This is a genomic window from Hymenobacter seoulensis (assembly GCF_054780535.1).
The window spans coordinates 42,863-68,828 of the sequence record NZ_BAAGWD010000007.1; the positions used below are offsets into that span (position 1 = coordinate 42,863).

Genomic DNA, 25,966 nt, shown 5'->3' on the forward strand with positions numbered 1-25,966 from the left:
CCCTTCCTAAAGCGTATTCCCATGTTGTCTAAACTTCTGCTGGCCCTGGGCCTGCCGGTGCTGCTGGCTTCGGCCAGCTCAGCCCAAACCACTTCTGCTACGTCGGCCCTGCTGCGGCCGGCCTCCTCTGCGGCACACGGCGCTCCAACCTTGCTGGACGTGGCTGTGTCGGACAGTTCCACCACCTACCTCGTGTTCAGCGGCCCCGTGTCGCTGGTCGACGTGGGCATGGCAGGTAACTACCTGGTCAAGATTGAAGCCAACGCCGTGTTTGTGCGCGCCCGCCGCAAGTCAGCGCCGCCCACCCCCATGCTCATCCGCTTCGGCAGCAAGTACTGGATGGGGCGGCTGGTGTACGTGAACCGGCCCGTTCTGCAGCTCTACGACTTCCAAAAAGACGGGGCCTTGGGCCTGGGCAGCGGCGCAGGCTCCGTGGCGGGCTCGGCGCCGGAGAATGAGTTGGCCTTAGACAAGGAGCGGGAAAAGAAAGCCGCGGTGGAAGGCAAGCTCTCCGCGCTGCGCAAGTCCAAGGAGGAGCACCAGGCGGTGGCCGTGGTCGACAACGACCTGGTGCTCTCGTTGGCCAACGTGCGCAACGACCGGGACTTTACCTATCTGCGCTTCAAAGTCATCAACCACTCGGCCATCGACTACAACGTCGATTTCACCGACTTCCAGCTGGTGGAAAACGCCCAGAAGAAGTTTCTGGCCAAGAAAAAGAACGAAGCGCGCCGCCCACTGGCCCCCTCGGGTGGCGGGACCAACCAGGTCGTGTCGGGCCGCACCACCGGCTACCTGACCTACGCCATTCCGCTCTACGCGGCGACCGACCGGGGTTACCTGGAGGTGACGCTGCGCGAGTTGAACGGGGCCCGGGTACTGGTGCTGCCGGTGCCGTCGCGGGTCATCAATCGGGCCTCCACCATCTAATCCTGCCTTCTTTATGGAACCTGCAAACCCCCATACTCAATCTCATTCCACGGGCTCGGCCGAGCACAACGACCACGAACGCCTGGGAGCGGACCGGCCCACTGCTGACAAGGCAAAAGCAACTCCGCTGGAGGTGCTGCGCAACAACTGGATACCCCTGACTGGCCTGCTAGTCCTGCTGGTCGCCGGGGGCCTGTTCCTCTGGCTGCGCTCGGCCACGCAGGCCGCCCAGCAGCAGAAGGAAGTCGTGGCGGCGGCTTCGGAAAACATCGAGCCGGAGATTAAGGCTGCTCCCACGGAGCCAACCGCCCCCGTTTCGCCCTCGGCGCAAATCGAGCAGCAGCGGCGGCTGGAGCAGGAAGCTCAGAGCACGCCGGTTCGCCCCAACACCGACGAGGTCGTGGAAGCCTTTGTGGCCGATACCCTGGGCCAGGCCCTGCGCCGGAAGAGGCGGGCCGCGGCGGCTACCCTGGCTGCCCGTCGCCGGCAGGAGGAAGCCCGCTTGGCCGCGGCCGACGTGGACACAATTGAAACGACTCTACAAGACCCTACCACGGGTTCTTACCACGCGCAAACGCTGGTGGTGCCCCGGCGTCGACCTGGCCAGGTAATAGGCTCGACGGCCCGTCGGGTTAGCTACCGGGCTGGCCGGGGCTTGCGGACCGGGCTGCTGCCCGCGACCGATACCGACGGCACGCCCTTTGAAACGGACCCGGACGTGCTGGCCATGCTGGGCTCCTCGCCGCCCGAAACCCGCGCTGCCTACGAGCGCATGACCGGCAAGCGCTTCCGTGACCCCAAAGCGGCTGCGCAGACTCTGGCCAACCGCGCCAACGCTTCCGGCAGGGATGGCTTCAACACCGTCAAGGTGGGAAACTCCGCCCGGATGATGGCCCAGGGCAGCCAGGCCGAGCTCACACCGGATGTGTTCTTCAAGTGCGTCATCAACGGCGAGCAGAAGGTGCGCACCGGCTCGGTGGTTTTGCTGCGGCTGCAGGAAGACGCCGTGGTGTCGGGCGTGACTTTCCCCAAGAATTCCGTCTTCGCTGGCATTGCCTCCGTGGGCACCAACAACGTGATGCTGGAAGTCAACCGCCTCGGTCCCACCCGGGTCGCGGCCAGCATATACGACTACAACTACCTACCGGGCATCATGATTGACCCGGTCAAGCGGGTCGCCAAGGATGCCAGCCTCGCCGGCCAGGACCTGCAGCAGCAGTCTATGCAGGAAGTGAGTACCGCCATCGACCGCTCGGCCTCGGCCGCCAACTCGGTGGTGGGCGTGGGCGGGCGCGTGGCCATGAACGTGCTCAGCCGCCCGAAAACCCGCACCAAGCTGCGGGAGGTGCTGCTGCCCGATGGCTACCCCATCCTGATTACCACGGCCGCCGCCGGCCAGCTGGGACCGGCCACGGCGTCGGGACGCTAACCCTTTCCATTCACCAATTCTACAACCATGAAAAAGACTCTTTTTCCGGCCCTGGTGGCTGTCGCGTTGATACTTGTCCCGGCCGGTCAGGCCCGGGCGCAGATGGTCGTTAACGACCCGGTGCACATGGGCGTGCACATCGGCGACTTCGCCAAGCGTCTCGCGCAGTGGACCGAAACGGTCAAAAACTACCAGGTCGTGAAGGATGCCCGCCAGATTGCCGGCGTAACCAAGGACATCACCAGCGAAGTCCGCAGCCTGACGCAGGAAGCCCTGGACTTGCAGAAGCAGGTGCAGGCGGACCTGCGCAAGGTGCAAAGCATCCAGGATTTGCGGCTCTCCAACCCGCAGGAGCTGTTTGCGCGGGCCCTGGCCATGTCGGGCCGGAGCCAAACGAATCAGATGATGCCAGTCTATGCCAAGGCCCAGCGCCTGCGGCAGGCCCTGCAACTGACTAACCCCGCGCAGGACGTGAACACCATGTACGACGTGTTCTCGCGCTTCGGCAGCAGCTCCACCGACCCCAATGGCAACCTGACCAGCGACCAGTACCAGGCCAAGCGCGAGGAGTCGACCGTTTCGCTGTTCGCGGCCGAAGAGATGATGGCCAAGCGCAAGCTGGCCATGGCTGTTAACTACTACAAGATTGCCGACGAGATGACCGCGCAAAGCGTGGAAATGCAGGCTACGCTCAAAAACCCGGGCCGCTACGCCATGACGGAAGGGGAGCGGATGGCCGCCCTCAATTCCTCCAACGACAACATGATTAAGGCCATGCAGCTGCGCGAGCAGGGGGACCGATTGTTCATGGAAGCCTCGCAGGCGGGGCCGGCCCATCAGGCCGCCGAAGCCGTGTACGCCTCGACCCTGAGCCGGAATGCGCTCATTAAAATGGACCGTAACCGGCCGCGCTAGCCCTATGAAAAAGCTTCTTTTGCTGGTGCTGTTGACCGCAGGGGCTGGCATCTTGCCGGCCTCCGCGCAGCGCCACGTTAAACACCTCGCCTCCTGGGGCGCCCACGTCGGCCGCTCTGCAAAGGGCGACTACTACGAGCTGAGCTACACGCCCATGCTCACCAACCGCCTGGCCCTGCGCCTGAGCGGCGGCTACGAACACGGTACGCTGCCGGCACGCGGAGAATATTCGGGTTTCCAGGGCCGCGTGCTGCTCTCCCCCCAACTGTTCCGCCTCGGGGAGGTGGTTTACTTCCACCTGCTGCTGGGCGCGGGCGCCGGCTACGAGTGGACCAACCAAAACGGCAGTGGGGAGCTGGCTGCCGGGTCGGCTGAGCCCCAGCGCGTCACCTACGGCCCGCAAGCCGGCCTCGAAGCCGATGTCTTCCTGGGCAATCGCCTGTCCCTGGTAGCCACCAGCACCAAAGGCTACCTCTTCAATAACCCGCTCATTGACCGCTGGCCAGGTATGGCCAGCGGCGGCCTGCGCTATCACTTCCGCTAACTTTCCTTTCTGACCTATGAAACGACTTGCCTATCTGCTGCTGAGCTGCGCAGCCCTGAGTGCGGCCTCCGGCTGCTCAAAAGATGACGCTACTCCCTCCGGGCCAAAAGAATACCAGGTAGAGTACAAGGTCACCTCGAACGCCCCGGTATCGGACTACCTGAGCTACACCAATGAAAGCGGCGGCAACACGACGCTTAACAACACGCCCCTGCCGGCCAGCTACCGGTTTAAGCGCACCATGAAACGGGGCGACAACCTGACCATCCTGGCCAGTATCGACGGGGGCACGGCGGCATCCGAAATCACCTGCGCCATTTTGCTGGATGGCAAAGAGGTGAAAAAGGAAACGGGGCGGGGCGTCGACGCGCAGGCCGTTCCCGTGTATGTCATTGGGCAGTAGGGGAGGTCATTTTCCGCTACTCGCTTCCTTGAAAAATCCCGCTTCTTTGGCACTATGTGCGCGAGGCAAGGGGCATGCAGCAGCCTCAAAGAATTCCCATTGAGCCCTTCGGCGTCCCAGCGGTATCGATACTGCTAGGATGCCGAAGGGCTCAGTTGATTAAGGCCTTTGAAGAGCTGCAGGCGGTGCGTTTTGGCAATATCCTGTTGCTGTTTCTTCGGCACGCCAGCTTCGGCCGCAAACCTGGGCCAACCAGCTACTGCGTCGACTACCTGCTGAATTATCTCCCGGGCCTTTTTCACCTGCACGCTCTTGGCCAGGTGCAGAAAATCTTCTTCCGTAAAATCGTCGACCTTGTCCGCCAGCCTCATCTGGTGCTGGCTGGACCATTGCCCCGTTGGGTTGTAGGAATGCGTCACGTCGTAGGCTGGGGACAAGCTCCACTTGCCCGCCGGGTTCATCAGGAAGGAGATGTTCTTGGTGTGGTCGTCCTGGTTGCGCGCCACCACGTTGAACACCAAGCGCCGGTAGAGTTCCTCTATGGCCGGGTGCGGCAACTGAAGCTTCCGCAAGACCTGAAAAGCCTGCTCGTAAGTGTACTCCCCGGCCCGGTTGTAGTCGAAGTGCGCCAGCCCGCAGAGCGTTTGCATGTGCAGCCGCTGGTTGCCGCCTGCCCGGTCGAATCGCCGCGTCATGAAGTGCGCCCGGCCATTCTCTTCTTCCAGTCGGCAGTCGGTCATCTCTATCCCCGCCTGCCGGGCCATCAGGTGGTAGGCGTACTCGATGCGGCCATACCCGGCCGGGTCGCCCAGGCTGGCATTGGTCACCCCATCGAGCTTGAGCAGCCAGTGTTCAAAGCCTTCGGGGGCATCGACCTGCCCGGAGCGTACTTCCTTGGTGACGGAATTATAGGCAATAACAGCCTTGGCCCGGGCGCCGCCGGCGGAAGTGCCCACGCTGATGATTTCGGCCAGCCCCTCGGCGGCGTTGGCAGCCAGCGACGTGTGCAGGCCCTCCCGGTTGGTGAGCACCTGCCGGGCAAATTTCACCAGCTCGCCCACTTCCAGCGAGGCGCCCTTTTCCAGCGCGGGCTGCGAGGCCGGTTCGTACACCAGCGCGCCCATGCCCCGGTGGCCGAGGTAGCACAGGTGCTCCACCGGGGTAAAGGAAGCCGCGTCCCGTCCCTTGGAGGCCAGCCAGGCGTCGATAAGCTGGCGCCCGTACCGGTCGGGCAGGCTGTCGGCCAGCAGCCCGGGCAGCCCCTGGAAAGTGTCGCGGTTGAGGACGGGAAATTGAAAAGGCGGCGGCCGGCGCCCCTTGGGCAGCGGCATGGTAACCGGTGCCAGCTCCAGGCCGCTCCGGATAAAAGCAGGCTCGTATTCAAACACGCCCAGGCGGCGTTTTTCGTCCCACAGTACGGCCCCAACAGATTGGCCCCAGATAGATACCGTGGCCGTTATCAGCGCACTCATACTCCCGTGGTTGAAGAGTTGTCGTCGCGGCGGCTGGCCCGCTGCCGCTGCTGGCGTGCCAGGCGCACGGCCTGCAAGGGGCTGATGGTGGCCGACTCTTCCAGCACTTCCAGCACATCGAGCCGCCCCAACGCGCGCAGCAGCTGCACCAGTGTCAACGTGGAAGCGGGCCGGCCGTTTTCGACCTGGCTGATGGTCAGCCGGCTCAGGCCCGTTTGCACCGCCAACTCCTGCTGGGTGATGTCCTGATTCAGCCGAATAAGCTGCAGGTTGCGGCCGATTTCTTGTACTGCGGCCACGTCTGACAAAGCGTACCAGTCCATAATGATGCGTTTAAGCAGCATTAACTACCATTTCACGCGTTAATGCTACGTGAAGATAGCAATAATGGGGCAAAATACAAGCAGGTGAGTACGCTAGTAATGATACGTTCAGCTTGCATTACTGACATTTTTGGCATCTAATGATACGCGAAGAATGCATTAATCCAACAACCAGAAAAGGGCGATGGTTGTGCTCCGCCGATAAGACTGGTCGCGGAGCTATCTACTCCCACTGCCACTTCTTTGAGGAAATTGGCACAAATGATGATTAATAACCGATTAACCGGCATCATACCGGCCGTACTCTCCCCATGGGCTAATGCTCGCCCTGCCGGCTCCTAGAATCCACCCCACCTTTACTTCATGAAAATCTCGCACTTTCTGCTGGCAGCTACGTTGCTCGCCGCCCCGCTTTCTCTTTCGGCTCAGCACAGCCACAAGCCCGGCGCGGCCGCCCACGGCCATAAGGCCGCCGGCGAGACTCACGCCCACAAGTCTCCCCACGGCGGCACCGTGCGCACAGCTGGTAAGTACCACATCGAGCTGGTGCAGCACGCCAACGAGGTGCACGTGTACCTGCTCGACAGCAAGGAGAATTCACTGGACGTTAACCGCACCACCGGCTCCGTCATGCTGCTCAGCACGACGGGTAAAACCAGCACGGTAAAGCTCACGCCCGCCGGCGACCATTTAGTGGCCGCCCTGCCCGCCGGCTCGATGCTGCGCACGGCCATCGTGAGCGTGAAAGCCAACGGCAGCTCGCTCAGCGCCCGGTTTGAAAAGCTAGACGCAGCCGCCAAAGCCGGCAAGATGATAGGCACGGCTTACGAGTGCCCCATGAAGTGCGAAGGCAGCGCAAGCGACAAGCCCGGCAGCTGCCCCAAGTGCGGCATGGCTCTCGTGAAAAAAGCCTAAAAGCTGCTTAACTGCTGCAAGCCAACGTCCTGCCGCTTGTTTTAGCCAGCGCGGCCCCATAACTCGTTTGGGGCAGCGCTGGCTATTTACATTCGGTGGCCCGGCATGTCCATGCCGGGCATGGCTTCCATCGGCTCGCCGGGGCGCATGGACAAATCGCCGTAGCGCGCCGCCAGCCAGTAGCCGACCGCCAGCATCACCAGCGTTATCAAGGTGACCACCGCTTTGCGCAAGCCCGATACGTGGACTCCACCTTCCATGCTCATAGGCATCGCGGCCATGGCGTGCCCGGCGTGCGCAGTGGCGGGGGACGCAGTGTGTGGCATGCTGGCCATGGAGTGACCAGCGTGCGCCGAAGCGCTGACTTCTTCCCGTGCTGCGCCGCCTTTGCCTAATGCGCGCTCGGTGCCCATGCCGTGCTTGAGCTGATTCTTAACCAGCCAATAATTAACGGGGTAGGAGACCAGCACGCCCACGAGCGTCGCCGCCGACATGGCCGCCCAGAACCAGGGCGAAGTGGCTTCCATGGCTCGCATGTCGCGGGTCATCAGCACGACCATGGTGGGCAGCATGCCGGCCATCATGGCGTTCATCGACATCCACTCCGGCAGAAAGGATTGGCGCAGGGCCTCCCAGTAGCTCAGGCCCATCATGTCCTTCATGAACAGGGCCTGGAAGATGAACAGGCCGAAGCCAAAACCGGCGGCGTACTCTATCCAGATGTCCACGCCCATGCTCAGCCCAAAGTAGCCGGTAATGGCGGCGGCCACGATGATACCCGTCGCATCACCCGCCGCGCAGTGAATCGTCGAGCCCACGGCCTGCTTCCACAGCGGCGCTATAAAGGCCTCGTGGGTACCCGGCGAAGGTTCGCGGCAGGAAAACCAGTAGATGAGCAGGCCCACCGGGCCGGTGTAAAGCGTGACCAGCACCCAGCCCCACTTCATGACCTTCATCTCCGGGGTGCGGGTGAACAAGTCCCAGGCCACGTAGAGCACCGAGAACAGCGTCAGGCCAAACCAGAGCCAGAGCGCCCAATCCGGGGCCCAGGGGGTAGCATGCATTTCCATAGGGGCGGGGGTTGAAGTAAAAAAGCAGCGAACCGGAAGGTCCGCTGCTTAGGGATACGAGCGAGGGAAGCGCTAGTATTTTTTGTTGGCTAGCAGAAAGTCCTGCAGCATCTTGATTTCCATCTTCTGGTCGGTGATGATTTGCTGGGCCAGCACCCTGGTGGCGTTGTCGCGGCCGAACTTGAGCAGAGCGTCCGAATTCTCAATGGCAGCTTGGTGGTGGTCAATCATCAGCTGAGCAAAGTCGAAGTCCGGGTCGCCGGTGAGGGGGCGCAAATCCACAGCCTTCATCATCTGCATCATGTTCATCATCTGCAGGGCGTTGAACTCGGGCACAGCCGGGGCGTGCGCCGGGTGGCCGGCCAGGAAGGCGTTGAACTGGGCGATTTCGGCCTGCTGCTTGTCGATAATCGACTGAGCCATGGCCTTCATCTCGGCGCTTTTGCCGCTTTTAATCTCCTCCTGGCTGTTTTTGATGGCTATCTGGTGGTGCATAATCATCATGGTGGAGTAGTCGTTGTCCGGGTCCTGCGTTTTGGGCATGGACTCCATCATGGCCATCCCCTCGTGCATGTTGCGCATAAACACGCTCTCATCGTGGCCGATAAGCTCCAGGCCGTTATCGTCGTCCTTGTCGCAGCTGGTGAAAGAAAGGGTGGCCCCGAGCAGGCACAGTGCGAGCAGGGGCATTCGAAATATCTTGTTCATGGGTAGCGGTTGTTGGTGAAAAGCAGCTACCCTTAAAAACGGCAAAGCATAAGCGTAGATTTACGACAATCCTGCCCCGGCTTGCATAATTTGGCGGCTCACGCGGGCCAGAACCCACTTAACTCACGCGGCCGTGGCCAGCAGGGCTTGCCACCGCGGGCCTGTGTTGCGGCGCGTGGCGTATTGCAACAATTGCTCGGTGTGCAGGTGGTAGCGAATGCCTAGCACGGCAACGGCCCGGGCCAGCGCTTCATCCGAAGGCACCAAGCCGGGCGTTTCGGCGACGTCTACGAGCATTTTTTCCAGGCGCGCCGTCGTCACGCCGCCCACCCGGCGCACGAGTGAGGCCCGTTGCACGGGCCGCAGCAGCACAAATTCCCGGCCATCGGAATCTACTGGGCTACTTTCATCGGTTAGCTGAAATTCGGCGGAATCACGGATAAGCCGCGTGGCCCACTGCACCTCGGCCCAGTTGACCTCCACTACTAGACGCGCCGGAATCTCAGGCATCGCCGGCCGCAGCCACTGCGTGGACCAGAGACTGCCGAGCGGCAGGACTAACCGCTCTTGCAGCAGTTGCCACAACGCAACATGTTGCGGCGCCACCTCGGGCTTGAAAGCGGCCGGGGCCTGGGCACCGCCAAACGCCACCAAGCCGGGTGCTACCGGGTGCAGCAACTGGCTGCGAACCAGCCCCTGACGGATAGTAGGCCACACCTCGGGCGTTAGTGCGGGCAGGGCCCGGTCAAAGAAGGCCTGCAGCTCGGCTTCCGCAACCTGTGCACGGCCCAGGAAATGGCCCCGCAGCTGCGGCCAGGCCCGAAGCAACTGTTCGTATTGGGGAAGGGATTGTTTGGTTTGCATGGCGTTTAAGGCTAAACCGTCACTACCATTTGACCGCCACCGTCAGAAAATAGCTACGGCCATCCGAAGGCAGGATACCTGGGCCAGGGTAGCCCGTGGCGCGGCGCGTAAAGTAGCGGGTATCGGTCAGGTTATTTACGCTGCCTTCCAGCTTCAGCCAGCGCCGCTCCCACGATACGGAAGCGTCGAGTAGTTGGTAGGCCGGTACCAAGCCAACGACTGCCAAGCTGGGGTCCGGGCGGGCATCGTTCGGACTATTGGGGGCGTTGGTGGCTTCCGAAAACTGGTCGGAGAGGTAGGTAAACTGCACCGAAGCCTTCACGGGGCCAAAGCCGCCCTGCATGCCGGCCTTTAAGTTGACGTTGGGAACAAACTCTACTTGCTTGCCCACTACCTCCCGGTTCTGACTTTGGGTGTAGCGGCTGCGAATCACTGACACGTTGCCGAAGGTGGACCAGCGCCAGCGGCCGGGCTCGGCGCTCGGACGCAGCACCCGCAGCATGTCGGCTTCGGCGTAGGACTCGACCCCTAGAATCAGAGCCCGGCCGATGTTGTCGCGGTAGCGATAGGGGCGGTCAAAACGGTCGGAGGTGCCCACCTCACCGATGCGGTTGTTATAAAAAAGCGCAAACAAGCTCAAGTCGTAGGTCAGCCACTGGCCTTGTTCGCCGCGCAGTCCCAGGTCGGCGGAATAGCCCTGCTCATCCTCCAAGTCCGGGTTGATGACCAGCGCGCTGTTGACAATCTGCATATCGCCAAAGGTGATGGAGCGGTAGTTCTGCGACACGTTGGCGTAGAACTCACGCTGCTCCACCGGCTTGTAGGAGGCCCCCAGCCCGCCAATGACAAAGGAGCGGGGGCTGATACGCTGCTCGTCGGTGGTTCGAACATCCGTGATGTTGCCGGCCAAATCCCGTGACACCGTCTGGTAGGAGCCGTCGGCGCGGGTGCGGATGTACTCCACACGCGCGCCGGGCGTGAGCGAGAAATGCTCACCGAAGTAGAAGATGTTCTCCGCAAAGACGGCCGCGTTGTAATTCGGGAAGCGGTAATCCGACGAGGCCGATGGAGCGTTGAGGCCCGCCGCCGGCTCCTCAAATCGGAATTCCGCCCGGCGGCCGGCCGGGCCGGCGCCCTGGATGCTGTGGTTGTAGCCCCGATAAAGGCGCGTGCCCACCAGCAAGACCCCACTTTTGGTTTCGCCTAGGTCGTAGCGAGTCAGGTAGCGGGCTTCGGCGCCCACGTTGCGGAAGTCGCCAGTGATGAGCTCGCGCTGCTGGGTGTCGGCGTCAGGCCGCTCGACGAAGTTGGTGCGAAAGCCCAGGGCATTGCGCGAAGCCAGCAGCCCGAACGTCGTCACATTCAGGTTGGACCGGGGGCTCAGCTTCCAGTCGGCCGAGAGGTTAAACAGGTTCCAATCCACTTCAAACCAGTTGCGGGCCCGGTTACTCTGCCGGGGGTCGTCGGCAAACTGCCGGTCGCTGAGCCCGCCCGGCTGCTGGGCCAGGTAGTCCATGTGGGTGACCTGGGCACCGACCTTGAAGTTCTCCGTGAACTGGTAGCGTACATCGGCGTAGGCGGTTTTGCTGTCGAAATTCGAGTTGGGCCGCCACCCGTCGCCGCGCTTGTACTGGGCAAAGGCATAGTAGCTCAACTTCTTAACCGTGCCGCTGACGCTGTTAAAGGAGTTGAAAAAGCCGAACGAGCCCGCCGTTTGCCGCGACACCACCGATACGGTCTTGTCGGGCTCGGGTGCGCGCAGCTCGAAGTTGAGCAGGCCGCCGAACTGGGTGCCGTACTGCAGCGAGGCGGCCCCACGCACGAGCTGGATGCGCTTGACGGCCTCCACGGGCGGGGTGTAGTAGCTTTCGGGGTAGCCCAGCGCGTCGGCTGAGATGTCGTAGCCGTTCTGCCGCACGTTGAAGTTGCTGGTGCGGTTGGGGTCGAGGCCGCGCCCCCCGATGCTAAGCTGCAGGCCACCCTGGTCGCTTTCCCAGATGTTGAGCCCCGCCACCCTCGAATACACCTGCCGGGCGTTATTAGTGGCCAGGTTGGCCACCAGGTTGTCGGGCACGATGACCTCGGTTTTCTTGGCCGCGAAGATGGCTGTGCCCTCCACCTCGCGCAGGCGCTGCTGCCCGAAGCGCGACTGGGGTGCGGCCACCACTACTTCCTGGAGCTGCCGCTCGCGGCGAATCAGCGTGAATTCCTGTACGCTGCCGTCCGCAGGCACTTCTACCACGGCTTTGAAGGGCTCGTGGCCGATGGAGGAGAATTGCAGCTGCTGCCGGCCGGGGGCCAGCTTCGCCAGCGTAAACAGGCCGACCGAGTCGGTGCGGGCAATCTGGCGGGAGCCGCGCACGTACACCTCGCAGCCCACCACGGGGCGGTCCGTGCCCGCTTCACGCACCCGGCCCTGCAGGCTCACCTGCTGGGCAACGGCCGTAAAGCCGGAAAGCACACCTACGGCCACCACGGCGCTATAAACCGGTAATCTCATCGTCGAAAGGTAAAATCCAGGGCTTGGGCCGCAGGTCGTCTGCGACGCGGGCCAAATCCACGGTGGGGTCGATAAAGCTTTTGCCCAGCCGCCCGTTCAGGCTCACGTAGGCATCGGCGTATACTTTGGGGTTCTGCACTCCCTGGCCGGCGTAGTAGTCGCGCAGGTAGTGGGCAAACTGCACCAGCATGTCGGGCTGGGTGCTCATCATCTTTTCCTGCAGCACGCTCAGGTGGGCGCGGTTGTCCACCTGCCGGATGCGGCCCGTCACGCCATCCACGACCTTGAACTGCACGTAGCCCATTTTCTCCATCAGCATTACCCGCCAGGAAAACCGGTACCCTTCTTCGGTCCAGAACAGCTCGTGGGGGTAGAGCAGGTAGCGAAAGGGCAAGACCAGTTGCACCACGAAGAACACGCCCAGGGTCAGCAGCAGCAGCTGCCGGCGGGCCGGGCCGTAGCGCAGCGGCGTGGGGGGCAAGGGGGCTGTGGGGGAGAAGCGCAACAGCCCGCGCATGCGCTGCAGCACCCGCTCGTGCCAGTCGGCCGGAAAGAAAACCAGGGCGGCCACCATCATCACGTAGGGAAACATGCCGATGGGAAATAGCACGGCCGTCAGCACGTGAAACACGACCACGGTGGCGTAGGCCCAGGGCCGGGTGCGCCGGTTGAGCAGGAAGAACGGCACCGTCAAATCGTAGAACGCGCCAAACCAGCTAAAGGCGTAGGCCACCCACACCTGCCCCAGCAGCGGGCCAATCAGGGGCAAGTCGTTTTTGGCCGGCAGCCAGATGCGCAGCGGCATGGCTTCCAGGAGCCAGTCGGAGTTGAGCTTGGCCAAACCCGCGTACACGTAGACGATGCCCATGAGCAGGCGCAGCGCGTCCACCGTCCAGCGCGGCACCTCGCTGCGCCAACGGGCTGGATTCAGGTGGGTGTCGAGGGCGAAGTAGCGCCCGGCCGGCAACAAGGCCAGCAGCAGCGCCGCCAAACTCACGAAGTAGTAGTGGTTCAGGTAGGTGCTTTTGTCCATGAGCTCGATGTAGGTGAAGCTCAGAAACACCCCCAGCGCGGCCGTGCGGTACCAGTAGCCCACGGCCATGAGCAGGGCGCACAGCCCGCAGAAGGCAAACAGCCCGTAGGTGTAGACGCCCAACGGGCGCACCCACTCAAAGCCGTAGTAGGGGAAAAAGAACTTGGGCTGCAGGTATAGCTCGGCTATCCAGCCCTTGGCCCAAAAACGCACCACGCTGGCCAGTACCAGCAGGCCAAAGGCCATCCGGAACGTAGCCAGCGGGGCGGCTGGGGTGTAGGCGTGGAGGTAGCGTTGCAGCCGGCTGGTCTGCATTAGTCGCCGTCGTTGTCCACGTAGGTTACCGTGACGCTCAGGGCCGAGGTCATGTCCACCTTGAGCAGGCGCACCGCTTTTTGCATCTCGTTGTAAGAGGCCACGGCGTCGGCGTTGCGGGCCGTGATGGTGGCGTGCAAGTCAGGGCCCAGCGCGGCCAACTGCTGCGCCGAGATGCCGAACTGGGTGTTGATGATGCTGGTCAAACTCTGGCCCGTGCGGCTGTCCTTGGCGCCAACCGCATCCAAATAGCTTTTCAGCGAGGGCTGGCCTGTACGGCCGTTAAAGAACTGCTGCACCGCGGCGTGGGCCGTGGTGGCTAGCTGCAGGGGCAGGGCGCCGCGCTGGTAGTAGGCTTCGATTTTGGCGGGCAGCGGCGCCCCGGTCATGGCGCCGGCCGGAATACCTATTTTGCCCGCGCGCAGGTAGCGCTCAAAGTACAGGGAGTAGGCGTTGATGACCCGCGACAGGGACGAGCTGGCGTCAGTGCCGGTGTTGTTGATGAAGGTATCCCGGTAGGAGCCGTTCCACTGCGCGTACACCGTGCCGAAGGTTTGCTCCATCTTGGCCACCACGTCAGTCAGGTAGCGGCGGTGGCTGGCCGAGGAAGCGTACTGCTGCGCGATGGCCGCGTCGCCGGTGGCCACGCCGTTGAGCAGGTAATCCAGCGTGGGGAAGCCCTGCTGGGGAATGGCCGTCGACAACTCAAAGTCGTAGGTGCCCGTGCTGATGTTGCGGTTGATACCCGTCACGTCGGCCGGGTAGATGTTGAAGTGGTTGCGCAGGCTGACCTGCTCGGCGGGACCAAACTCGTAGAGTTCCACCTTCTGCCACTCCACGTACGCCGCCTGCCAGGCCTGGCGCACGTCGACCAGCGTTGCCGTGGTAGGCGCCGCCGTGAAGGCGGAGGTCTTGGCCTTCAGCGCCACCAGCTTCTCGTTGAAGCGCTGGTAGCCGGGCTTCACCAGGCTGTCAGCCCAGTGCGTGAGCAGGGCCTTGCGGTCCGGGCCCGTGCTGGGCTCGGGCGTAGCGCCGGGGTCTTTCTGGCAGCTAATGATACCAACGGCCAGCAACAGCAGCGTGAGGGCAAACAGCAGGGACTTTTTCATGGAAAGCTGATTTCGTAGCGAAGGCCAACCCGCCTGGCAGCAGCGCTGACAAACGGGTTGGCCTAACGGTTTCGCCGGGTAGGCGGTTCCGGATTACTGCAGGTTAAACTTGGTCTTGATGGCGTTAATGGCCACGTCGGCCTGGGCATTGGTCAGGCTCCAGGCCCCGTTGGTGCCGGCGGTCAGGGGATTGAGAACCCCATCGGAGAAGGCCGCGTCGGCGCCGTACTTGGTGCAGAAGCGCAGCGAGTAGATGAAGCCGAGGCCTTCGCCCAAAGCGTGGGCCTTCACGGCCGGGTCGGAGGCGGCCTTCCAGTTGCTCAGGTACGACACGGCCGAGAGGGCAATGGTCTTTTCCAGCTCGGTGCGGATGATGGCGGCCTGGGCCTGCACGCCGGCGGCGTCGTTGTTAACGATGGCGGCGCGGCCTTTCAGGAAAGCCATGTACACGCCGGGCGACGCCGGGCCGTTCTTCTCATTCAGGTAGCCGGCCAGGAACCGCTCGCGGGGCGTCAGGTTGATGTCGGTGGTCATGATGGCGTTGCTGGTCAGGTAGCCGTAAGCCAGGTCCCAGTTGTGCTCCAGCTCCGAGTAAGCCTTGCCGTCCACCACTTTGCTGTTGTTGGCTTTCAGGGCGTTGTCGGTCAGCATTACGTTGCCAATCTGGTCGAGCAGCAGCGCGCCGAGCAGGGCCTTCTGAATCACTTGATTCACTTCGACACCTTTCTCGTCGACCAGGTAGCGGCCAATGCGACCGGCAACGCCGGGGGCAGCAACTTGGTTGACCGACTGGCTGGCGGTGGCCAGCTTGGTAATCTGCTGGTCCATGTAGGTACGAACAGCTTCGGCCTGCGTGCCGCTCATTGACGCAGCCGTGGTGGCGCGCAGCGACAAGCCCGAAGCGTTCAGGCCGGCCCCGGTGAAGTAGCTGCCCGTGTTGGCGTACATACCCCGCAATTTGGCTACATCCAGCGTCTGCGGTGCAGCCGGCGGCGCAACGGCTACCAGGGACATGTAGGTGTTAAACTCGGTGAACATGTCCAGCCGCTGGTTCGAAGTCACCAAGTCAACGGTGCTCTGGCCGCTGGCATCTTTAAACGACTCGGTGTAGCGCGAAGTAGCCGTCAGCGTGCTGGCATCCATCTTGGTGCGCAGGGCTGGGGCTGTTTCGTTGTCGTTCTTGTCACAGGAAGAGAAACCAAAGGCAAGGGCAACCAGCGCGAGCGAAGCGTATTTAAAGGACATGAAACGGGGGTTAGAGTGATGACAGGGCAAAGGTAATTTCTTATTTGGAATGATTACAGATAGTGGCAGAGTTTTTTACTTAGACAGATTTTAAACAACCACCCTTCGTCATCAACGGCAACTGCTTCACACCATGTTTTAGTAGCTTTTATGCTGACCATCCCCCCAGCTCCCGTTCCCTATCATAATGCTTTCATGAGGCTCAAACGCCATTTTTCAATGCTTTAAGCACTGCTAATCCCAGATTGAGTTCTTTGTTTGACACAAAGGGACAGAGGTAATTCGCCTAATTTGGAAGGTGAGTTAACCTTCGCTTGCATAATTTCAAGCAGCAAGGTTTTACTACGCTCAACTGCCTCACCTTACTCGACTACCTCACGGCCCAGTATCTTTTTCACCCAGTTGCGCAAGGCGTAAATCCGGGAGCTGAGGTAGCACTCGTTGCAGTGGCTGAAGTTCCACAGGCAGTCCACCGTATCGGTGAACAGGTGGAAAAGCAAGCCCACGGCGACCGGTTGCAAGGCCGGCAGCAGCAGGAGCAGCGCATACACCGGGAAGGCGTAAAACGAGTGCAGCGGATGATACCCCACGCTGCAGCGCAGCGGGTCGAAGATGGGCTTGGCCAGCAGGTGGTCCAGGTCCATGAGCATCGTGGCCAACATCATCAGGTAGGCGGCCTGCCACATCGCGGGGAAAAACACCAGCGCCAGCACCGCCGGAAAAAGAAAGTGCAGGCTGTAATGCACCAGTGTCTGGGCGCTGAACAGTTTGGTCGGGAATTGCCGGCGCAGCCCGCGTGGTGGCGTTGGCTGGGTAGCGCGGCGCACAGTGTCCCCGGGCGCTGCTTTGGCACTCTCCCGGCCCGGCTCGGCAGCCGGCGCCCTTTCGACTCGAGGCACAGGGACTTGCGAACTTATGACTGGAGGCTGCACAGCTACCTCTGTCCGCCGCGGCGGGGTGACGGGGCGCGCAGGGGCCGTGAGGACCGTGGCCGAGTCAACGCGCGGTGCCGGTCGCGGGTGGCGGTACCCGGCGGAAGCAGGGAACGCCGGGACAACAGCGGTCCGGCAACCGGCAAGCCCCAGGCCAACAGCCACGGATACGACAAGGCGGAAAACAGGCAGTGGGGGCATCGTGAACCTTTTCATGAAACGAGCCGGTGAGTGCCCCTGGGCTGCCCACCACTCATTAAAAGCAAAAAAGGCAGCCCGGGAAGAGCTGCCTTTGGGGAGAGGGCAAAGCCTATTGTTACCGGTTGCGCGTCAGCCAGTTTTGCAGCGTGGCAATCTCCTGGCGCTGGTCGGTGATGATGGCCTGCGCTAGCTGGCGCATTGTGGCGTTGCGGCCGTGCTGGAGCAGCGCCTCCGAGTTGTCGATGGCCGCCTGGTGGTGGTCTATCATCATTGCTGCGTAGTCCACGTCGGTGCGCATGGTCATGGTGCGGGCGTTGCTCGCGGCCATCATGCGGTCCATGTTGGTTTTCTGGATTTGGTTGAACTGCGGCACCAGCGGCTGCATGGGCTGGTGCCCACCCAGGAACGTGTTGAATTGCGTGATTTCGGCGCGTTGCTTGGTAATGACGTCCTGGGCGATGGTTTTCATCTCCTGGTTGCTGCCCGCGCGAAGCTCTTCCTCACTCATCCTGATGGCCGCGTCGTGGTGCAGCACCATCTGGGCGGCAAAGTCGTGGTCGGGGTCCTGGGTCTTGGCCTGCGCGTCCATCTGCGTCATCATGTCCATCATGATTTTCATCAGCGGAGTGTCGTGCTTCATGTCGTCCATGTCGTGGTCCATTTTGCAGGCCGAAAACAGGGAAACAAGCACAAGCAGGGACAAAATAGGCAAACGGAATAAGCGGTTCATGCGCACGGTCGGTGGGGTCTGATGGTGAGCATTATAAACGCCCCGCCTACACGCCCGGTTTTTACACCGTTGGCCTTTTTCCTTGCATAATTTCGGAGGCTACAGCAGCGAGTCCAGGCTGCGTCGGGCGTGGCTGGCAGGCCCAAGCCGCTGAAATTCCGAGGGCGTCAGGCCCGTGACCTGCCCGAACTGCCGCGAGAGGTGGGCCGGGGAGCTATAGCCCAGCTGCCCGGCCACCTGGGCAATGCTCAACTCGCCGTAGCCGATGAGCTCCTTGGCCCGCTCCACCTTCTGGCGGATGATGAACTTCTCGATGGTCAGGCCTTCCTCCGACGAAAACAGGTGCGACAGGTAGTGATAGTCGCGCCCCAAATGCTGGACCAGGTAATCCGAGTAGGTCAGCAGGCGCGGGCCGGGCTCGGGATAATGAATGAGCGTCACCAGCAGGGTCTTAATCTGCTCCACGAGCTGGGCCCGGAGGTCTTCGAGCAGGGCAAAGCCCGCCGCCTGCAGGCTAGTTCGCACGGGCTCCAGGTCCGGCTCCTGGCCGTCGGCGGTGCTCACGTCGGCTTCGCCCAGCACCACGCGGTGCACCTTCAGGCCCAGGGCGGTTAGGTCTTCCGTCACCACCCGGATGCACTGGGGGCACACCATGTTTTTAATCAGCAGCCGGTGGGTGCCGGGGGCAGGCAGGGTGAAGCCGGAGCGGAGTTGGGAGTTCATGAGCGGCATCTATTTTACGACTAAGCTACCGCGCAGCATGCCCATGCCGCAGGTGAACGTAAAGGTACCGGCCTGCTGGGGCAGCAGCTCCACCAGCGTGGTCTTGAAAGCCGGCAGGTCGCGGCGGATGCTGAAGTCAGGCATCAGCAATTCCTCCGAGCAAGAGTTTTCCTCGTCCCGGTAGAAGCTCAGCTGCACGGGCTTGCCCCGTTCCACCTCAATCACGTCGGGCGAGTAGCCCCCCTTGACGGTGATGTCCACTTCCTGTACGCCGCTTGACGTGGAAACGGCCGCAGCCGTCTGGCGGGCGGAAAAGAAGAAGTACCAGATGACGAAGGCCGACAAGGCCAGCCCCGTCAAGGTCACGATGATTTCAGAGCTGTCCATAACTTAGTTTTTAGCGGGGGAGAAGCTGCGCAGGCGCAGCGAGTTGGTAAGCACCGACACCGAGCTCAGGGCCATGGCCCCGGCCGCGAGCATGGGCGACAGCAGTAGCCCGAAGAAGGGGTACAGAAGTCCGGCCGCGATGGGGATGCCCAGCGTGTTGTAGATGAAGGCAAAAAACAGGTTCTGCTTGATGGTGCGAATGGTTTGGCGCGAGAGCTCAATGGCCGTGACCACGCCTTGCAAATCCGAGCGCATGAGCGTGATGCCGGCCGCTTCCATAGCCACGTCGGTGCCGCCGCCCATGGCCAGGCCAATGTCGGCCTGGGCCAGGGCCGGCGCGTCGTTGATGCCGTCGCCCACCATGGCCACGATGCGGCCCTCGGCCTGCAGCTCTTTCACCTTACCCGCTTTGCCGCTGGGCAGCACCTCGGCGAAGTAGCGCTTGATGCCCACTTGCCCGGCCACCTGCGCCGCCGTCTGGGGGTTGTCACCGGTCATCATCACGACCTCCAGGCCCATGGCCTGCAGCCGTTTAATGGCCGCGGCGGAGGTGTCGCGCACGGTATCAGCTACGCCGATGAGGCCCACGGCCTGCTTATTGACAGCGACGTACAGCACGGTCTTGGCCTGGCCTAGCAGCTCGTCGGCCTGCCGGCGCACGGCGGCAGAAAGGGTGATGCCGGCCTCATCGAGCAGGCGGAAGTTGCCGATGAGCACTGCCTGCCCATTCACGGACGCCTGCGCCCCCTTGCCTTCGATGGCCTGAAAACCGGTGGCGGAAATCGCCATGGCCTGCTGGGCATCGGCGTAGCGCACCACGGCTTCGGCCAGTGGGTGCTCGCTCTGCCGTTCCACGGCCGCCACAACCTGCAGCAGCTGGCCCGCATCCTGTCCCTCGGCGGGCACGAAGTCCGTCACGGCTGGCTCACCGCGGGTGATGGTGCCGGTTTTGTCGAGCAGCACGGTGTTTACCTGGTGGGCCTTTTCCAGCGCCTCGGCGTTGCGGATGAGCACGCCGTGCTCGGCGCCCTTGCCGGTGCTGACCATGATGGCCGTGGGCGTGGCCAGCCCCAGCGCGCAGGGACAGGCAATGATGAGCACGGCCACGAAGTTGACCAGGGCCAGCGGCAGGCGGGCCTCCACGGGCGCCAAATCAAACCACAACACGAACGTCAGGATGGCAATGACCACCACCGTGGGCACGAAGATGGCGCTGACCTTGTCGGCCAGCCGCTGAATCGGAGCCCGGCTGCCTTGGGCGTCCTCCACCAGCTTCACAATCTGCGCGAGCATGGTGTCGGCCCCCACTTTTGTCACCCGGAAGCGAAAAGAACCGGTTTTATTCAAAGTAGCGCCAAACACCGGGTCGCCGGTTTTCTTCTCCACCGGCAGGCTCTCGCCCGTGAGCATGGCCTCGTCCACGGCCGACTGGCCTTCCTCGATGATTCCATCAGTAGCCACCTTCTCACCGGGACGCACTATGATGAGGTCATTGAGCTGCACCTGCTCGATGGGTACGTCCACTTCCTGGCCGTCGGGGCGCACCACCCGGGCCGTCTTCGCCTGCAAACCCATCAAGGCCTTGATGGCGGCGGAGGTCTGGGTTTTGGCGCGTAGCTCCAGCACCTTGCCCAGCAAAATCAGGGCAATGATGGTGGCCGTGGTGTCGTAATACACTTCGGGCATGATGCCCCGGCGCATAAACCAGCCCGGCACCACCGTAGCCGCGAGGCTGTAGAGAAACGCCGCGCCGGTGCCCACGGCAATGAGCGTGTCCATGTTGGCGGCCCGGTGCTTAAAGCCGTTCCAGGCCGAGGTGAAAAATTCGCGCCCGCTGTAAAACAGCACCGGCAGCGTCAGCACCAGCAGCCCATAATTCAACCACTGCATGTTGACGCGGGCCATCATGGCGGGCCAGAGCATGAGCATGCTCAAGGGCATGATGACGATGGCCAGCACCGTGGCTACCCAGAAACGACGCTTGAGCTTGACATAGGCTAGAGCCTTTTGTTGGTCGATTTCCGCTTGCCGGTCCGCGGCTGACGTATCGGGGGCCCGCTCGGTGACGCCGTAGCCGGCCTTGACCACGGCCTCTTTTAAAGTTGCTGGAGAGGCCTGCGTCGGCAGGTAGTCGATGGTGGCTTTTTCGGTGGCGAAGTTCACCATGGCCCGCTGCACGCCGGGCGTGCGGGAAAGGGACTTCTCGACGAAGGACGCGCAAGAGGCGCAGGTCATGCCTTCGATGTCCAGGGTTTCGGTTTTGGTAGTTGGTTCCATAGAAATAAGCAGCTGTGGTGCTGCAGTGGGCCGGGCAACGCGCTGTTGTCCGGGTTAGAAAGCACAGTACAAAGGAACGGCGCTCCCGCGGCGGGGTTGGTACGGAATCTCACTTGAAACTTGCATAATTTGCACGTGGCGGGCCGGTAATGGATTTACATAATCCGGCCGCAGGCTTGCATAATTTTGCGCTGGCCGAATGGGACCGTTTCGGCTAATCGCCACTTAAAACACCCTGGTGGCCCTTTGCGGCCCTTTTTTTCAGGTTAAGCGGCCACCCGCCGGGACGGCCCGGAAACTCTTTATTTAGAAATGGGGTAAATAGGCGGTACCGCCTTTTCGTGGAGAAGTCTACTTTTGCGGTTGCTTAGCGCCTCTCATGTTCCGTAGCCTGTTCCCTTTCCGCCGTTTGCTGGCGACGAGCTTCCTGCTCGTCTTCGTCAACGTGTTCGTGGGCCAGTGCTACTGCGCAACCCTGAACCCGGTGCAAGCGGCCCCGCTGGCTAAGGTCACCCCGCCGCAGAAGCCTTCGCATCCCGGCTGCCACGGTCACGGCAAAGGCCCGGCCCAGCAGCAGCCCACAAAGGCCAAGCATGACCATGCCAAGCACAACTCCAAGCCTGCGGGCCAGGATGACTGCTGCAAGGACAACTCGGCCGCTATTCTTAAGTCGCTCGCCACGCCTAGCGAAAAGCAGCTGCTGGCGTCCGCGCCGGCCCTGCTGCCGGCCAGCAGTGACTTCTTTTTCCGGCCCGCGGCCGGCGAGTGGGACCGCACGCACTCGGTCGTTCTGGTGCTCCGCGAGCACCTGCCCCCCAAAATACCCGACATCCGAATCTTTATTCAGTCCCTGACGGTCTGATTGATTTGACGTGCCCAAGGCTCGCCCTGGCATAGCGCTGCTATGTCCGGGGCGGGCCTTTGCGTTGTCGTGTCCGCCCGGCGCCCGGTTGCGCCCCCCTCCCTCATCTTCCTGGTTTTACCCCGCCCAACAATGAAGAGTTGTTGCGAAGAAGCCGGCGCCCCCGCTCGCAAAGGACCGGTTCGCCGCCTGCTTTCCTACCTGCTCTACGCCGTGGTCGCCGCCGTGCTGGGCTTCGTGCTCTGGCAGCAGTGGCAGGCCTAACGCCGCGCCGAGAGCCCCCGGGCCAGCTGATTCCAGCGCCCTTACCTGTTCAACCCTATTCCCTTTTTATGTACCGCATACCGCTTTCCCTGCTGGCCTTGGCCAGCATCCTTACCGTCACCAGCTGCTCGTCCGAATCGGAGTCCAGCAAAACCACCGACACCGTCACCACGCCCACCAACGGCCCGGCCGAAGGCACCGCCGAGCACGGCGGCGGGCACACCTACGCCTGCCCCATGCACCCCGAGGTGACCAGCACCAAGGAGGGCGAAAAGTGCCCCAAGTGCGGCATGAACCTGGAGCACAACGACAAGGTGGCCAACGGCAAAACCTACGAGATGAAGCTCGTGCCCACGCCCACGCAGGTGACGGCCGGGCAGCCCACCACCCTGGCCTTCACCCCCGTGGAAACGGGCAAGGGCTCAGCCCCTGTGCCGCTGGACGTGGTGCACGAGAAGAAGATTCACCTCATCATCGTCAGCAAAGACCTCGGCCAGTTCTACCACGAGCACCCCGAATACACCGCCGACGGCGACTACAAGGTGCAGTACACCTTCCCCAAGGGCGGCGAGTACGTGCTGTTTCAGGACTATACGCCCACCGGCGCGGGCCACCAGCTGGGGCGCCAGCCCCTCACGGTAAAGGGCGCGGCCTATGCCCCGGTCAGGTTTAAAAATGACGACATGCAGTGGGAAAAGGACGGCTACAAGGCCACGCTTGCCTTTGATAAGGATTTGAAGGTGGGCCAGCTGCTGGGCATGAAAATCAACATCAGCAAGGATGGCCAGCCGGTAACCGACCTGGCTAACTACCTCGGCGCGCTGGGCCACGTGGTGGTCATCAGCGAAGACACCGAGCAGTACCTGCACGTGCACCCCAACGACCAGGCCGACAAGGGCCCCAACATCGGCTTCAACACCAATTTCGAAAAGCCCGGCCTCTACCGCGTCTTCCTGCAGTTCAACCACGCGGGCAAGATTCACACCGGCGACTTCACCGTCAACGTGAAGGCCTAGCGTGCGGGCTTGGCCCCATCCCTGCTTTCCCACTTCATTTTTCCACTTACCCCAACCAAACCCATGAAAAAGTCCGCTTTTTTCCTCGCCGCCCTCTGCTCGGGCTCCCTGCTGGTGGCCAGCTGCAGCAACGACAAAGCTGCCGATTCAACGGCCACGACCACCGAAACGACCACCACCGAAGGCGTCGCCTCCGGTGATATGGCCGGTATGGACCACTCGGCCGGGGCCGCGGGCAGCGCCGCCGCGGGCGGAGACTCCCCCCTGATGGCCTCGATGAATGAGATGATGCAGAAGATGGAGGCCAGCAAGCCCAAGGGCAATACTGACCACGACTTTGCACACCACATGCTAGAGCACCACAAGGGCGCCGTGGCCATGGCCGACATTGAGCTGCGCGACGGCAAGGACGCCACCATGCGCCAGATGGCCGAGAAAATCAAAGCTGACCAGCTCAAGGAAATCACCGAGCTCGAAGCCGTGGCCACCCGCCTCGACAGCGCCCCCACCAACTACAAGCCCAACGACCCCGCCGACCCCTTCACCAGCAAGATGAAGGCCTCGATGGACGGCATGATGCAGAACATGCCCAAGCCCGTGGCTAACCCGGACATGAACTTCAACATGCTCATGACGGTGCACCACCAAAGCGCCGTGGACATGGCCAAAGCCGAGCTGGCGCACGGCAAGGACACCAAGCTCAAGGAGATGGCCCAGATGATGATTACCGCCCAGGAGAAGGAAATCGCTGATTTCAAGGCCTGGCACGACCAGAACACCGACAAGATGTAATTCCCGGCAGCCGGTGGCGCCGCCGCGTGGCGGGTGCCACCGGCTGCCATCCTCACCCATCCCCACCATAACAGCTATCCCGTTTCCCATGAAGATTGTAAAGATTTCGTTCGTTGCTGCCGCGCTTTTCGCCCTCGCTCCCCTGGCCTCGCAGGCCCAGCACGCCCACGGCGCGGGTGCCGCAGACAAGCACATCGCCCCCGGCGAAACCCACGCCCACGCCTCGCCGCACGGCGGCATGGTGCGCTCGGCCAAGCCCTACCACATGGAGCTCGTGCAGCAGCCCACTGAGCTGCGCATCTACCTGCTGGGCGACAAGATGGCGGCCGTGCCGAACAAGACCCTGACGGGCTCGGTGATGGTACAGACCACCGACAACAAGACGACGACCGTGCCACTGACGGCCGGCGGCACCGACTACGTGGTGGCCAAGCTGCCCGCCGGTGCCAAAGCCCGCACCGCCATCGTGAGCCTGAAAAACGGCGAGCAGGCGCTGAACGTGCGCTTCGACAAGCTGGACACGGCGGTCAAAGCCGGCAAGTCGGTGTCGGCTGCCTACACCTGCCCCATGAACTGCGAAGGCTCGGCCAGCGACAAGCCGGGCAGCTGCCCGAAGTGCGGCATGGCCCTGGTCAAAAAGGCATAGACGGAGCCTGTTTTTCGGACGCAGTGCGTCCGGGCCCTTCTCCGTCTTGGGTCGTCTGCTGCTGCAACGGCGGGCGGCCCTCTGACTGGCATTAACCTGATTATATGAAGTATCTGAAAATGACAAATGGCGGGCGTTGGCTGCTGGTGCTGGCCCTGGTGCTGCTCGGGCTGAGCCCGGACGAGGTGCGCGCGCAAACGGTCGTGAGCCTGGACAGCGCCGAAGCCCAGACCCTGCGCCGGCACCCGCGGCTGCGGCAGTCGGACCGGGAAATCGAGGAGCAGCGTGCCCTCAAGCGGGGCTCGTTTGCGCCCGCCAACCCGGACTTTTTGTTCTCGGCCCCCACGGGCGAGATGTGGGCCCCGGGCGTGGTCCAGACTATCGACCTGCCCAACGTTTACCGGCAGCAGTCTAAGGTGGCGCAGGCCGGCATTACCCTGGCCGAGCGCAACCGCGACGTGAGCCGGGCCAGCGTGCTGCGCGACACCCGCCTGGCGTACTTAAGCCTCCAGTTCGCGGAGGCGCAGGTGCGGCAGCTCACCTACCAGGATAGCTTGTTCCGGGTATTGAGCCTGGCTACCGAGCGCCTGTTCAAGGCCGGTGAAGTCACCTCGCTGCAGCGCATCAGCACCGACGCCGAAGCCCGGCAGGTGACCGTGCAGCTGCAGCAAGCCACCGCCGACCGGCAGGCCGCCCAGCGCCGCCTGGGCTTATTGCTGGGGCGGCCCAACGAAGCGCTGGCCACCAGCACTGACCTGGGCCGCACCGGCGCGGAGCTGGCCCAAACGGGCACCGCGCTACTCGCGGGTCTGCCTGCCGAAGACAGCAGCGCCTTGGTGCGCAGTCCTACGCTAGCGGCCGCGGCCCAGAACGTAGCCTTGAGCCAGTCGGGCATCAGCTTGGTACGTGCCCGGCGCACCCCGGCGTTAACGGTGGGCTATCAGAACCAGGCCTTTGAGAACTCCGCCATCAAGTACCGCTTCCAGTTTGGCGTGTCCGTGCCCATCTGGTTCTGGACCTACCGCTCCCAGCTGCAGGCGGCTACCGCCCGCTCTCAGGCGGCCAGCTACCAGCTGCAGGCCCAGCGCCTGGAGCTCAGCAGCCAGTACCAGCAGGCCCTGGCCGATACGCGCAAATTCTCCGCTTCGCTGGGCTACTACGAGCAAACCGGCCTGCCGCAGTCGCGGGCCATCATCAGCCAGTCCCAGCGCCTGTTCCGGGCCGGGGAAGTGAGCTACCTGCAGCTCATTTTGAGCTTGAACCAGGCTTTTGCCATCCAGAACACCTACCTGACCACCATCCGCGACTACCGCCAGGCTTTGGTCGAGCTTAACTACCTGCGGGGCGAATAACCGTCAACC

26 protein-coding genes are annotated in these 25,966 nt (G+C 62.6%); 12 read left to right on the forward strand and 14 right to left on the reverse strand.

The window, feature by feature from the left end:
* The first annotated feature begins 21 nt into the window (after window positions 1-21).
* Genes ACYVHC_RS19785 through ACYVHC_RS19805 form a run of 5 tightly spaced genes read left to right on the forward strand, consistent with a single transcriptional unit; the run spans window position 22 to window position 4,221 of the window.
* Window positions 22-930 carry a DUF4138 domain-containing protein gene (locus ACYVHC_RS19785; protein WP_187317254.1) on the forward strand — a complete coding sequence of 303 codons (909 nt, stop codon included), beginning with the start codon at window positions 22-24 and terminating at the stop codon, window positions 928-930.
* A gap of 13 nt (window positions 931-943) precedes the next feature.
* Window positions 944-2,359: a conjugative transposon protein TraM gene (gene traM / locus ACYVHC_RS19790; protein ID WP_460615515.1), complete on the forward strand. Its 1,416-nt coding sequence runs from the start codon at window positions 944-946 to the stop codon at window positions 2,357-2,359.
* A gap of 27 nt (window positions 2,360-2,386) precedes the next feature.
* On the forward strand, window positions 2,387-3,274 hold the full coding sequence (locus ACYVHC_RS19795) for a hypothetical protein (RefSeq protein ID WP_196956819.1): 888 nt from the start codon (window positions 2,387-2,389) through the stop codon (window positions 3,272-3,274).
* A gap of 4 nt (window positions 3,275-3,278) precedes the next feature.
* Entirely contained in the window at window positions 3,279-3,818 is a 540-nt protein-coding gene (locus ACYVHC_RS19800) for a hypothetical protein (RefSeq protein ID WP_460615516.1), read from the forward strand.
* Window positions 3,819-3,834: 16 nt separating this feature from the next.
* Window positions 3,835-4,221 carry a hypothetical protein gene (locus ACYVHC_RS19805; protein ID WP_187317258.1) on the forward strand — a complete coding sequence of 129 codons (387 nt, stop codon included), beginning with the start codon at window positions 3,835-3,837 and terminating at the stop codon, window positions 4,219-4,221.
* A gap of 134 nt (window positions 4,222-4,355) precedes the next feature.
* Here the strand turns inward: ACYVHC_RS19805 and ACYVHC_RS19810 are convergent, their stop codons facing one another.
* Together ACYVHC_RS19810 and ACYVHC_RS19815 are read right to left on the reverse strand one after the other, a co-directional pair.
* Window positions 4,356-5,693: a type II toxin-antitoxin system HipA family toxin gene (locus tag ACYVHC_RS19810; protein WP_187317259.1), complete on the reverse strand. Its 1,338-nt coding sequence runs from the start codon at window positions 5,691-5,693 to the stop codon at window positions 4,356-4,358.
* Window positions 5,690-6,037: a helix-turn-helix domain-containing protein gene (locus tag ACYVHC_RS19815; RefSeq protein WP_187317260.1), complete on the reverse strand. Its 348-nt coding sequence runs from the start codon at window positions 6,035-6,037 to the stop codon at window positions 5,690-5,692. The genes ACYVHC_RS19810 and ACYVHC_RS19815 overlap by 4 nt, the downstream gene beginning before the upstream one ends.
* 342 nt (window positions 6,038-6,379) lie before the next feature.
* On the opposite strand from ACYVHC_RS19815, the gene ACYVHC_RS19820 reads away from it, so the two are divergent.
* Window positions 6,380-6,931, forward strand: a complete 552-nt coding sequence (locus tag ACYVHC_RS19820) for a heavy metal-binding domain-containing protein (RefSeq protein WP_187317261.1) — start codon at window positions 6,380-6,382, stop codon at window positions 6,929-6,931.
* Window positions 6,932-7,017: 86 nt separating this feature from the next.
* Here ACYVHC_RS19820 and ACYVHC_RS19825 read toward each other — a convergent pair whose 3' ends face one another.
* From ACYVHC_RS19825 to ACYVHC_RS19880, 12 genes are all read right to left on the reverse strand, one after another.
* The gene (locus ACYVHC_RS19825) at window positions 7,018-8,001 is read right to left on the reverse strand and encodes a DUF4396 domain-containing protein (RefSeq protein WP_187317262.1); all 984 of its coding nucleotides are present in this window, start codon (window positions 7,999-8,001) and stop codon (window positions 7,018-7,020) included.
* A 72-nt stretch (window positions 8,002-8,073) separates the two neighbouring features.
* Entirely contained in the window at window positions 8,074-8,709 is a 636-nt protein-coding gene (locus ACYVHC_RS19830; protein ID WP_261990101.1) for a DUF305 domain-containing protein, read from the reverse strand.
* 123 nt (window positions 8,710-8,832) lie between these two features.
* Entirely contained in the window at window positions 8,833-9,573 is a 741-nt protein-coding gene (locus ACYVHC_RS19835; RefSeq protein ID WP_187317263.1) for a DUF6577 family protein, read from the reverse strand.
* Between the two features lie 22 nt (window positions 9,574-9,595).
* Window positions 9,596-12,073, reverse strand: coding sequence for a TonB-dependent receptor domain-containing protein (locus ACYVHC_RS19840; RefSeq protein ID WP_187317264.1), 2,478 nt, complete (start codon window positions 12,071-12,073; stop codon window positions 9,596-9,598).
* Window positions 12,054-13,421 (reverse strand): HTTM domain-containing protein, encoded by a 1,368-nt coding sequence (locus ACYVHC_RS19845; protein ID WP_187317265.1) that lies wholly within the window; start codon window positions 13,419-13,421, stop codon window positions 12,054-12,056. The genes ACYVHC_RS19840 and ACYVHC_RS19845 overlap by 20 nt, the downstream gene beginning before the upstream one ends.
* Window positions 13,421-14,530: an imelysin family protein gene (locus ACYVHC_RS19850; RefSeq protein ID WP_187317266.1), complete on the reverse strand. Its 1,110-nt coding sequence runs from the start codon at window positions 14,528-14,530 to the stop codon at window positions 13,421-13,423. Before ACYVHC_RS19850 ends, ACYVHC_RS19845 begins: the two co-directional genes overlap by 1 nt.
* A gap of 93 nt (window positions 14,531-14,623) precedes the next feature.
* A complete protein-coding gene (locus ACYVHC_RS19855; protein WP_187317267.1) occupies window positions 14,624-15,775 on the reverse strand; it encodes a DUF4856 domain-containing protein in 1,152 nt (383 codons plus the stop codon).
* 362 nt (window positions 15,776-16,137) lie between these two features.
* Entirely contained in the window at window positions 16,138-16,674 is a 537-nt protein-coding gene (locus ACYVHC_RS19860; RefSeq protein WP_315984853.1) for a DUF6122 family protein, read from the reverse strand.
* A gap of 349 nt (window positions 16,675-17,023) precedes the next feature.
* Complete coding sequence (locus ACYVHC_RS19865; RefSeq protein WP_460615517.1) at window positions 17,024-17,638, reverse strand: DUF305 domain-containing protein; 615 nt, start codon at window positions 17,636-17,638, stop codon at window positions 17,024-17,026.
* 99 nt (window positions 17,639-17,737) lie between these two features.
* Window positions 17,738-18,361, reverse strand: coding sequence for a helix-turn-helix domain-containing protein (locus ACYVHC_RS19870; RefSeq protein WP_187317269.1), 624 nt, complete (start codon window positions 18,359-18,361; stop codon window positions 17,738-17,740).
* 9 nt (window positions 18,362-18,370) lie between these two features.
* Entirely contained in the window at window positions 18,371-18,748 is a 378-nt protein-coding gene (locus ACYVHC_RS19875) for a cupredoxin domain-containing protein (protein WP_187317270.1), read from the reverse strand.
* Window positions 18,749-18,751: 3 nt separating this feature from the next.
* The gene (locus tag ACYVHC_RS19880; protein WP_187317271.1) at window positions 18,752-21,025 is read right to left on the reverse strand and encodes a heavy metal translocating P-type ATPase; all 2,274 of its coding nucleotides are present in this window, start codon (window positions 21,023-21,025) and stop codon (window positions 18,752-18,754) included.
* A 379-nt stretch (window positions 21,026-21,404) separates the two neighbouring features.
* On the opposite strand from ACYVHC_RS19880, the gene ACYVHC_RS19885 reads away from it, so the two are divergent.
* The 6 genes from ACYVHC_RS19885 (at window position 21,405) to ACYVHC_RS19910 (ending at window position 25,957) form a co-directional block, all read left to right on the forward strand.
* Window positions 21,405-21,887, forward strand: a complete 483-nt coding sequence (locus tag ACYVHC_RS19885; RefSeq protein WP_187317272.1) for a hypothetical protein — start codon at window positions 21,405-21,407, stop codon at window positions 21,885-21,887.
* 132 nt (window positions 21,888-22,019) lie between these two features.
* Entirely contained in the window at window positions 22,020-22,151 is a 132-nt protein-coding gene (locus ACYVHC_RS19890; protein ID WP_261990102.1) for a hypothetical protein, read from the forward strand.
* A gap of 68 nt (window positions 22,152-22,219) precedes the next feature.
* The gene (locus tag ACYVHC_RS19895) at window positions 22,220-23,167 is read left to right on the forward strand and encodes a heavy metal-binding domain-containing protein (RefSeq protein WP_187317273.1); all 948 of its coding nucleotides are present in this window, start codon (window positions 22,220-22,222) and stop codon (window positions 23,165-23,167) included.
* Window positions 23,168-23,230: 63 nt separating this feature from the next.
* A complete protein-coding gene (locus ACYVHC_RS19900) occupies window positions 23,231-23,959 on the forward strand; it encodes a DUF305 domain-containing protein (protein WP_187317274.1) in 729 nt (242 codons plus the stop codon).
* An 88-nt stretch (window positions 23,960-24,047) separates the two neighbouring features.
* Window positions 24,048-24,605 (forward strand): heavy metal-binding domain-containing protein, encoded by a 558-nt coding sequence (locus tag ACYVHC_RS19905; protein WP_187317343.1) that lies wholly within the window; start codon window positions 24,048-24,050, stop codon window positions 24,603-24,605.
* A gap of 104 nt (window positions 24,606-24,709) precedes the next feature.
* On the forward strand, window positions 24,710-25,957 hold the full coding sequence (locus ACYVHC_RS19910) for a TolC family protein (protein WP_187317275.1): 1,248 nt from the start codon (window positions 24,710-24,712) through the stop codon (window positions 25,955-25,957).
* Window positions 25,958-25,966: the final 9 nt, after the last annotated feature.